At 27.6% G+C, this 9,801-nt stretch carries 9 protein-coding genes and 1 pseudogene; 6 read left to right on the top strand and 4 right to left on the bottom strand.

Annotated features, from left to right (window positions below; all coding sequences use genetic code 11):
* Positions 1-325: 325 nt before the first annotated feature.
* From FYJ83_RS18755 to FYJ83_RS18745, 3 genes are read right to left on the bottom strand one after another with little or no spacing between them, the layout of a single operon-like run.
* Positions 326-1,450 carry an ABC transporter permease gene (locus FYJ83_RS18755; protein ID WP_154443019.1) on the bottom strand — a complete coding sequence of 375 codons (1,125 nt, stop codon included), beginning with the start codon at positions 1,448-1,450 and terminating at the stop codon, positions 326-328.
* On the bottom strand, positions 1,437-2,492 hold the full coding sequence (locus FYJ83_RS18750) for an ABC transporter permease (RefSeq protein WP_154443018.1): 1,056 nt from the start codon (positions 2,490-2,492) through the stop codon (positions 1,437-1,439). The genes FYJ83_RS18755 and FYJ83_RS18750 overlap by 14 nt, the downstream gene beginning before the upstream one ends.
* Position 2,493: 1 nt before the next feature.
* On the bottom strand, positions 2,494-3,426 hold the full coding sequence (locus tag FYJ83_RS18745; RefSeq protein WP_154443017.1) for an ABC transporter ATP-binding protein: 933 nt from the start codon (positions 3,424-3,426) through the stop codon (positions 2,494-2,496).
* 511 nt (positions 3,427-3,937) lie between these two features.
* Here FYJ83_RS18745 and FYJ83_RS18740 point away from each other — a divergent pair.
* The 4 genes from FYJ83_RS18740 to FYJ83_RS19780 all read left to right on the top strand — a co-directional run bounded on the left by FYJ83_RS18740 (position 3,938) and on the right by FYJ83_RS19780 (position 7,556).
* Complete coding sequence (locus FYJ83_RS18740; protein ID WP_195838066.1) at positions 3,938-4,684, top strand: sensor histidine kinase; 747 nt, start codon at positions 3,938-3,940, stop codon at positions 4,682-4,684.
* A gap of 4 nt (positions 4,685-4,688) precedes the next feature.
* Complete coding sequence (locus FYJ83_RS18735; protein WP_154443015.1) at positions 4,689-5,288, top strand: response regulator transcription factor; 600 nt, start codon at positions 4,689-4,691, stop codon at positions 5,286-5,288.
* Between the two features lie 1,256 nt (positions 5,289-6,544).
* Positions 6,545-7,288 carry a hypothetical protein gene (locus tag FYJ83_RS18730; protein WP_154443014.1) on the top strand — a complete coding sequence of 248 codons (744 nt, stop codon included), beginning with the start codon at positions 6,545-6,547 and terminating at the stop codon, positions 7,286-7,288.
* Positions 7,289-7,355: 67 nt separating this feature from the next.
* Entirely contained in the window at positions 7,356-7,556 is a 201-nt protein-coding gene (locus FYJ83_RS19780; RefSeq protein ID WP_195838065.1) for a hypothetical protein, read from the top strand.
* A 240-nt stretch (positions 7,557-7,796) separates the two neighbouring features.
* Here the strand turns inward: FYJ83_RS19780 and FYJ83_RS18725 are convergent.
* Positions 7,797-8,822, bottom strand: a pseudogene (locus FYJ83_RS18725) (transposase); the annotation flags it as partial.
* 145 nt (positions 8,823-8,967) lie between these two features.
* On the opposite strand from FYJ83_RS18725, the gene tnpA reads away from it, so the two are divergent.
* Together tnpA and tnpB are read left to right on the top strand one after the other, a co-directional pair.
* A complete protein-coding gene (gene tnpA, locus FYJ83_RS18720; RefSeq protein ID WP_154443012.1) occupies positions 8,968-9,318 on the top strand; it encodes an IS66 family insertion sequence element accessory protein TnpA in 351 nt (116 codons plus the stop codon).
* On the top strand, positions 9,315-9,671 hold the full coding sequence (gene tnpB / locus FYJ83_RS18715; protein WP_154443011.1) for an IS66 family insertion sequence element accessory protein TnpB: 357 nt from the start codon (positions 9,315-9,317) through the stop codon (positions 9,669-9,671). The genes tnpA and tnpB overlap by 4 nt, the downstream gene beginning before the upstream one ends.
* The last annotated feature ends 130 nt before the right edge of the window (positions 9,672-9,801 follow it).

Below are 9,801 nucleotides of genomic sequence, written 5' to 3'. Positions count from 1 at the left end.
TTCTGTTATAATTGTTTTCATAAGGAAAGATCCCTCCGATTTTTGTTTGTTATGGTAAACAACATTATATCAGAGGTCTTTCCTTTTTTCATATTTACTTGTCACAAATGTATTGTCTCATATCAGAACAAATCCAGAATATTTGGATTCCCTAAATAGCAGGAGTAGGATATTTCTTTAACTAAATTGCTATAAATTTTAGATATTTTATTTAGATTTATTATGATTTGTTTAGATAATATACTAAGTTTAAAATAAAGTAAATCCTTATAAACAATGTTTATAAGGATTTACTTTATTTCTTAACACAAATTTTCAAATTACACTATACCTTTTGCTTTGTTTTGGAAAAATATAGTCCCATTAATAAAAATACTATGGCAAATAGTAGCTGCATAAAGATTTCATATTTTACATCTAAGAATGAATTTATATTCATTTCATTTATCTTTACAAAGTAATATGTCGGGAAAAACTTGGCTATTGTCAATACCTTTTCTCCTAAAAATTGCTGAGGTACCATTACTCCTGATATAAATGAAGTTCCAAGAGACAGTACTGTACTTACACCAGATATAATATATTTATTATGTGTTATATTATTGATTAAAAATACAAGGCATAAAGCTGAAAATGAAAATACTATTGTATTGACTACATATTTTAGGAAATCTACTTCACCAATATATTTTCCCCTTAAAATCATACTTCCCATAATAAATATCATAGTTATAAGTGAAGCTATAGTCAATTGTCCTAGATATATTTCCTTATTGAACTTCAAAAACCTTATTGAAGATACCTTTCTTCTATTTTCAATTTCTTCATCTATAAACTCCGTCATAACATATCCTATTACAGCAATATATAAAGCCATTATTATATATGAGACAAAATTGAAGTAAAATTTAAACCACGTATTTACTTTTTGATTTACATTATCTTCAGATTCAATTAGATTTACATCTACGCTTTTATCTAAGGCTGAACCTACATTGAGTAAATCAAACTCTCCATTTTCATAAGTTGCATTGGCAAAGGAAATAAATTTATTGATTTGATTTTCAATTTGATAAGATGCTATATTCCTATCATCTCTAAATAATTCAATAGCATTTTTTTTATTCACTATCCTTTCATTAAAATCCTCTGGAATGATGATTACTGCATCTACTACTTGAAGAAACACCTGCTCCTTAATATAATCTTCATCTGCATCCATGAATGTTATTTTATTCTTCTTTCCTAGATAATCTGTTAAGTTCCTAGATATTTCACTATTGCTGTTATCAACTATTCCAATAATAAACTTTGTTTCTGTGAAGCTGATTTCCCTTTGAGCATTGCTACTACCATTTAATATTGATAGAATAAAGAATATTATAGTATATGAGAGAATAACACCCTTGTTTTTTAGTGCTATTTTAATGAAATACTTATATACTGTCATAGGTCTTCCTCCTTAAAAATACATAGGATATACTGATTAAAGCTACACAATAAATTGATAAGACAATGATGCCTTCACTTACACTTTTAGTGCTTCCTAACAGATTTATCCTATAAAGATTATTAGTTATTATGGCGATTGGATTTATCCTTCCTAATACTGGAATACTTTTATCAAGCTCAATCTTTATATTAGGTGACATCATTCCCGATAAAGCCGATAAAACTAAAGTAATCATAATCCCTATAATTGTTTTCGTATTTTCATTTTGTTTATTGGAAGCTCCAATAAACATTCCAAGGGCTACTCCAAATAAGTTTCCCATTATTATAAACACTGTACTGTACTTTATCTCCGTAAACAAATTAATTTTTAAGATATATTTTATAAAAATCAATAATAGACCGTTTGAAAGCAAATTTAAGATTAATGAGACTATAATACCTGCCAATAGAAATTCGTTCTTTCTGAGAGGTGTTATATTTATTCTCTTGCCTACATTAGTCAGATTTGCTTGAATCAAAATCACTGTTACAATTCCAGGAAAAATTCCATATGCAGAAACCATTGCAATTAGTGAATAGAATATTATAATTACAACATCTGCTTTTTGATTTGTTTTTGAAATATAGTTTACTGTAAAATCAAATTTTTCCATAGGCACATTTAAACTTCCCATCTGTTTAATCTGATCCAATATTTCTTTGATTATAGTCTGATTTACCCCTGATTTTTTCACTAATAGATTTAAATCATTGTCTACAAATCCTTGAATTTCTTCATTCTCTAATTTTTCATTTATTTCATCCTCTAAGATTTTATGAACCTTCACTATTTCAATTTCTTCCAATATAAATGCAATAGGATTTTCAGAACTTATTCCTATATCAATATTTTCTAATTGTATATTTATCATTCCATTAAAGGCTGTATAGAAAAATATTGCCATTATAATTGGATATATTAAAGTCCAGAAAAGAAAAGATTTGTCTCTATATAAGTTTTTTCCTTGATACATACAATTTCTAAATATACTTTTCATATCAATCCCTAAGCTCCTTCCCTGTTAACTCTAAAAATACATCATTTAGTGTTGGTAACTGGCTATATAATTTTGTATAGGTAAGGTTATTTTCTTTTATAAATTCCAATAGATTTGATAAATTATTTAGTCCATTTTCAAACTTTATTATATAATCATCTTCTCTTTTTTCTATATCTATTACATGAGGAATATTTTTGATCTTCTGAATCTCTTTATCTTCAATAGATGAGAAGCCAACTACTATTTTTTCAGTGGTTGTTATCATAGCCTTTAACTCCTCATTAGTTCCTGAAACCAAATTTTTGCCATTATCCATGATTATAATTCTCTTACAAAGCATTTCTGCTTCTTCTAAATAATGAGTAGTGTATATAATAGTACTTCCTTCTTGATTTAATTTCTTTATTCCATCTAATATAAAGTTTCTGCTTTGGGCATCTACTGCAACTGTAGGTTCATCTAAAAAAATTAATTTAGGCTTGTGAACTATTCCGCAAGCAATATTCAGTCTTCTTTTAAGTCCTCCACTTAATTTTTTAGGATAAAATTTAGTATATTCCTTTAATCCTACAAAGTCTATGGCTTCTTCTACATATTCTTTTCTAATAGCCTTATTGCCTACATAAAGTCCACAAAAATAATCTATATTTTCTCTTACTGTTAAATTTTCAAAAACTGAAACTTCTTGAGGAACTACTCCTATTTGCTTTTTAATATCATAGGAGTTTGGTGTCATCTTCTTTCCAAATATCTCTATTTCACCTTTATCAAAACTCAATAATGATAGAATACAGTTTATTGCTGTAGTCTTGCCACAGCCATTAGGACCTAAAAGTCCCAATATCTCCCCTTCTTCAACTTCCATATCAAAATGCTCAAGGGCAATTAATTCCTTATATCTCTTTACCAAACTCTTTACTTTTACTACCATATAAATCCCCCCATATTTCATCTTAATTTAATTATATGAATTTACAACTTTTCATTGTAGTGTCTAGAATCACAATATAGTATGACATTTGTCATATTATAAAAATTAAAACTTTCCTATTGGTTATAAATTGTATAATATAATGAATATTAGTATAATTGAAATATAGAGAGTATTAATTGTTTCAGAAACCTTAATAAAGAAGGGAATTTTTATGAGAAAATTTATAGAAAAATCATTTATAGTTCTTTTTTGTTTATATAATACATATAAAATAAATTCAACAAGAGATTTAGCATTATACTTCCTTATTTCCTTAATTGTTTCTTTAGTATTAGACTTGTGTAAGTCTAGAAAAATACGAAATATTCTTTATTTTAGCTTTCTAATACTTTATACTTATGACCATTTATTTATATACTATCTGCCTTTGATTCTGTATAATATGTATTTAGATTTTAATCTATATGTTTTTCTCATATTTCCTTTAATCTTACTAGACTTTTCATTCATGAATCTAGCAGTATCTTCCATATCAGTTTATCTTTCAACTATGACAAATAATTTCACTGCATTTTTAAATCAGAATAAAATAGTACGAGATGAACTAAAAGAGGACGCTATCTATTTAAAAAAATATAATGAACAATTAAAAATAGATAGAGAAAAGAATATACATATTGCCATACTTACAGAAAGAAATCGTATTGCAAGGGAACTTCATGATTCCATAGGTCATGCCATAAGCAGCAGTATTTTACAAGTTGAAGCCTTGAAAATAATCTCCAATGATGAAATGATGGGAAATTTAAATCTACTTCAAGATACTTTAAATAATGGAATGAATGATATTAGAAATAGTATTCATAATTTATATAATGAATCTCTTGATTTAGAAAATAAAATAGAAAACCTCTGTAAAGAGATACCTAATATAGAAGTTAAACTTATGTATAAACTTGAAAACGATCTAAGCTATGATTTAAAATTTGATATTTTGTCTATTGTAAGGGAAGCCATTACTAATTGTGTGAAACACTCTAATTCCACAGAACTTAGTATAAGTCTTTTGAGTCAGCCTAAGTTTTATTCTATTATAATAAAAGATAATGGCAACAGATTTGATCACAACGAGAACTTATATAATAAAGGAATTGGCTTACTTTCCATGAAAGAAATAACTAGTAAATATAAGGGATTTTTAAACTATGAATTTGACAATGGATTTAAAATACACCTAACTTTAATGAAAGGGTGATTAGATGAAAGTTATAATTATAGATGATGATTATTTAGTAGTGAATTCATTGAAAACCATCGTAAGTGCCAGTGGAATAGAGGTGCTAGCTGTGGGACATGATGGTATAGAGGCTGTAAAACTTTATGAAATACATAGACCAGACTTAATTCTTATGGATATACGAATGGAGAAAATGAATGGAATAGAAGCAACTGAAAAAATATTGAACCTAGATCCCAATGCTAAAATACTCTTAATCACTACGTTTCAAGATGATGAATATATATCATCTGCTATTTCTCTAGGTTGTAAGGGTTATATATTAAAACAAAATATTGGGGGGATTATCCCTGCCATAAATGCAGTTCACTCTGGTAATCATGTTTTCGATTCAAAGATAGTCCCTAATATACAAAAATATTCTAAAAAAAGTATAGATATAGATTTAACAGATAGGGAATTTGATATTTTACTTTTAGTTGCAGAGGGATTAAATAATAAGGAAATTGCTGAAAAGTTATTTTTAAGTGAAGGAACTGTACGAAATTATATATCCAATATGTTAGAAAAGCTATCCCTAAGGGATAGAACACAACTTGCCATTTATTATTATAAATTGTAAAGTAGATAATTATAATTAAACTCTATACTTTATAATCCATTAATATTTCACTAAAAGCTTATGTCGAAAAATAGGAGATAATATCGGAAAAAACACATTGATATATACTTGTACATATAATACAATGTACTTAAATTAGTTTGTTATGTCCCTGTCAATATTATGGTAATTAAGAAAATCATAATATCCTGTAAATCTAAAATTACTCTAATTATAAGTTTTATTCCATAACAAATTATACTAATTTAATGGATATTAATCGGAGGTGAATAGAGTGTGGATAGTCAATTATTTTTATCTTCAGTATTACTTCTGATGCAAGGTCACTTGATCCAGCATTTCAAAGAAATCCCTCAGTAAAATCCACGAATAATCTGTTTCAAAATCTAAAAGCAAGATTTTCTACGGGGATAATTTGTGAGCATTGTTATGATGATATTTATCAGGGTATAGAAACAATATATGGTCGAACTGATAAGTCTGGTGAAATGTGCTACCATTGTTATCTGTATTAGAGTCAGAAGAAGCTAATTTAGACATTTGACTTTGAGCATATTTTTCGACATCAAAGGTTGAATGAGAATTATTCTTAGCAAATAACTTGGTATATGTTCTAGCTTTTTTAGGCTAAGATTGATGCAACTTAGGATTATTCTCAGTAACATAAACTTCAATCCCAGTAATATCAGTAATTAAAATAGAGGCTGAAAATAGATTAATTTTTTTAGAAATTTCTTCAGTTACATTAACTAGATTGTTAAATAAATCGTTAAAATTATCAAAAGATTCAACTTGAATATAGAAAATTAAGATTTATCAGGTACCATCAATAATCCACAGGACTTACGCATTTCTGCCGATATATGTAGTAAAGAAATTAATAGGTCAATAAAAGGTATAGATAAAATATTCTTAAGAATAGAATCAGATAACATATGATAACATATATTCAAGAAATAAAAAGGAATAAATCACTGATATTAGTAAATTGGTTTAGCAAGTCAAGTAAGTTACTTTCATTTTAATTGTAAAACTTATCAAAACTAATATAAATATTACAAAGGTTTAATTATTTAGCTGAAACTGGGATAAGATTTTCCTTTCTTTTTTTCTTTGAGTTATATACATCTTGTCAATGAATATATACACAGAAATGTGGAAAATCCAGCCATTTCAATATATGAAAAGATAGTATTAATATGAGTTATAGAATTCTGCAACGAGCTAATAATATAAAATTCTGGGGGGATATTATAATGAAGAACAAAAGATTTATTACATTGATATTGGCAATGGTTATTATTTTAGTTCCTATATCTACTACCGCACAAGAAATAGAAGTATATAGTAATAAAGATATCACTATATTAAATGATGATATTTATAATTTGATTTATACTCAAAAAACAGATGATGGATTATATAAAATAGTAGAGCATATGACAGAGGACTTAAAAAATGTAGAATCTAACTTTTATAAACTAAATATAGAAACAAATGAATTTGAGCATAAAAAATATATAGAATCAAAGATTTCAGATGATAGCATATTGAGAGTAATTACGGAAAATGGAATTACGGTATATGAAACATATGATATATCTGATTGTTTTGACTTGAATTATAATGAAGAAAATGGAAAAGGAAGTATAAGAATAAATGCTTATGATGATTGGCATACTACCAAAAGAAGTGGTGACTCTTATATCGGAAATGCAACTATATCTGCTACAATTCAAGCATTGGGAACGCTCATAGGAGGACTCATTGGTAGTGCTCTCGGTATGCCAATATCAGGCGGAGCCGTAGGTACTTATCTTGGAACAATAGCAGAAAAAATTGTTATGAGAAATGTGAAAACAGTATATTACGAATCCACTGTAAGGTGGAAATATCGTTATCCTCGTTATGATTATGATAGCACCACTTATTTTTATGATGAGAGTGGTGGATATCTAGGGACATCTTATGATGATGGTAGCTTGATCATAAATATGTAATATGGAATATTTAAAAATATCCTTAATTTATGTATTGATAAGTATAATCTTTGATATACCTCTATTTATGAAAGGAATAAAAACTAAAGACTATTTTATCTTAAAATATAGAATAAAACTTCAAATGATTACCATAACTGCAGTTATATTAGGTGTATTTACTGGGAACTACTTATCGAAAATAAATATTAAGATTTTTAATATAGCAAGAGAGATAATTTCAGCTGTTATGCTCAATATAATATTATTATTTTTTAAGAAAAAATAAATAAGGCTTCAACATAATGAAATGCTTACAATTACTAAACTCATATTTAGATAATAAAAGGGGCTGTCTCAAAATGATTTAAAAAACCATTTGAAAAGGTAGCCCCTTTTCTATTTGAATTAAAGCAAGCCATTAAAATTTGAATGTTTTAAACAATAAAATTTTAATGGCTTTGATTTTTGGGTATATTTAAATAGAGATTTGTTAAATCTCTTAGTATGAATATCAAATTTTAATAATTTAAGCTACATCTTTCATATAAAACGATACACCACATTTGTTATTTTGAATCTTACTATGCAGCTTATTGATATCATATCCAAAGCAAAGGAGCATAAATTCAGTTTTTACGTTCTTCTTCCCACGAGTTAGGAATCTTCTAAATCCATAATCCTCTTTTAATACTCCAAACGCACCCTCAACTTGAATTGAGCGGTTCATTCTTAACAAAATACCCTCTTTACTTGTTATATTGGATAAAGATTTATTTCTCATTTCTATAAATTTCTCAGAAACTTGTAATTGCCTATTTCCTTTAGCTTTTGTGCATTTAGATTTATACTGGCAACTATCACAACTTTCGCATTCATATACCTTGACTTCAGACTCATATCCAGATTTTGATTTTCTTTTTATCTTATGAGTAAATTTTAATCTTTTATTATTATGACAAAGATACTCATCTTTTTCACTATTATATTCCATGTTTTCTCGTTTGCTTATATTGGATTTAAAACTACTTTTCTTCATTGTTTCATATGATTGAGGTTTTATAAATGAATTTTGTTCACTATTATCTAAGTAAACATAATTTTCTTCACTTTCATATCCTGCATCTGCTACTACATTTTCATATTTTTCAGCTAGGTTTTCATTAAGTTTTTCTAAGAATGGAATAAATGTCAGCTGGTCAGATCTTTCACTAGAAATATCTACTCCTACTATATATTCTCCTTCTACTCCAATTTGCATATTGTATCCTGGCTTCAATTGTGAATTTCTCATATGATCTTCTTTCATATGCATAAATGTAGCATCTTTATCTATTTTAGAAAAACTATTTCTTCCATCAAATGTAGCATTGTATTCGTCGTACTTATTCTGCTTTTCTATATATTCTTCAATACTTTCTACTATTCTTTGAATTTCAGTTTTTCTTTTACCTTTCCCATTCACAAATTCTATATTTTCTTCATCTTTCTTTTTAATAAAAAAATCTAGTATTTCTTCTAATATTGAAACCTCAATTTTTTCGTCAATTAAAAGATATTGTTTCGTAAGCGGTTAATAATCTCATGGATTTAAAAGTATTATACAACATGAGATAATATTCTCTACAAGGTACTTTTAATGTTCACAAAATAATTTTGCCAACATTAGAAGTGTAGGGAGGATGATTAATATTACTACTATGAAAACCACAAAGCATGAAATCCTAAGATCACAATGGATTGAAATCATTAAAAAACATAGTCAAAGTGGCCGATCCATTAGCCAATGGTGCGGAGAGAATGATATTTCAAAAAGTAAATTCTACTATTGGCAGAGGGTCATTAGAGAAGAATCTCTAATTAAAGCTGGGACGCTGGCAGTTACAGGAAAAACCCAATTTGTGGAGGTAAAACCAAGCATCACTGAATTTAAACCTAACAACCAAGGTACTTGTGCCATTCTTCGTTCAAATGGAAATGAAATTGAAGTTCTAAATGGGGCGGATCCAAATACATTGGGAGAATTGCTTAACTTAATTAGAGTTCTATGAAAGTAAAATTCCCTGATGATATAAAAATATACATTGCCTGTGGGAAAACTGATATGAGAAAATCAATAGATGGTCTCTCACAGATAGTATCCCAAAACTTTAAACTTAATCCATTTGAGAATGCATTGTTCCTTTTTTGTGGAGGGAAAAGAGATAGAATGAAAGCTATACTTTGGGAAGGAGACGGATTTCTTCTTTTATACAAGCGACTTGAAAATGGCGTTTTTCAGTGGCCAAGAACTACAGAAGATGTTAGAGAAATTAGTCCTCAGCAGTATAGATGGTTAATAGAAGGATTGACAATAGACCAGAAAAAAGTAATTCAAAAGTTAGATAATAAAATGATAATATAAATGTGTAAAGGACAATGATAAAATACAGATAAAAGGTAATCAAAAAGTACAGAGTTCTTAATCAAAGAGGGAACACTACCTAAAGAATAAAAAATAATAGGTGGTGTGAATATGAAAGGAGAACTTTGGA

It is taken from the genome of Tissierella pigra (assembly GCF_009695605.1).
GTDB classification, from domain to species: Bacteria; Bacillota; Clostridia; order Tissierellales; family Tissierellaceae; genus Tissierella; species Tissierella pigra.
The sequence above is the reverse complement of the archived record's forward strand: the minus strand, read 5'-3'. Positions and strand labels throughout refer to the sequence as shown.

Excerpts from the sequence above, each read along its gene's own strand:
- FYJ83_RS18750 (WP_154443018.1), bottom strand. The coding sequence starts at position 2,492 with ATGAAAAGTATATTTAGAAATTGTATGTATCAAGGAAAAAACTTATAT.
- FYJ83_RS18735 (WP_154443015.1), top strand. The coding sequence starts at position 4,689 with ATGAAAGTTATAATTATAGATGATGATTATTTAGTAGTGAATTCATTG.
- FYJ83_RS18745 (WP_154443017.1), bottom strand. The coding sequence starts at position 3,426 with ATGGTAGTAAAAGTAAAGAGTTTGGTAAAGAGATATAAGGAATTAATT.
- FYJ83_RS18740 (WP_195838066.1), top strand. The coding sequence starts at position 3,938 with ATGAATCTAGCAGTATCTTCCATATCAGTTTATCTTTCAACTATGACA.
- tnpB (WP_154443011.1), top strand. The coding sequence starts at position 9,315 with ATGAAAGTAAAATTCCCTGATGATATAAAAATATACATTGCCTGTGGG.
- FYJ83_RS18755 (WP_154443019.1), bottom strand. The coding sequence starts at position 1,450 with ATGACAGTATATAAGTATTTCATTAAAATAGCACTAAAAAACAAGGGT.
- FYJ83_RS19780 (WP_195838065.1), top strand. The coding sequence starts at position 7,356 with ATGAAAGGAATAAAAACTAAAGACTATTTTATCTTAAAATATAGAATA.
- FYJ83_RS18730 (WP_154443014.1), top strand. The coding sequence starts at position 6,545 with ATGAAGAACAAAAGATTTATTACATTGATATTGGCAATGGTTATTATT.
- tnpA (WP_154443012.1), top strand. The coding sequence starts at position 8,968 with ATGAAAACCACAAAGCATGAAATCCTAAGATCACAATGGATTGAAATC.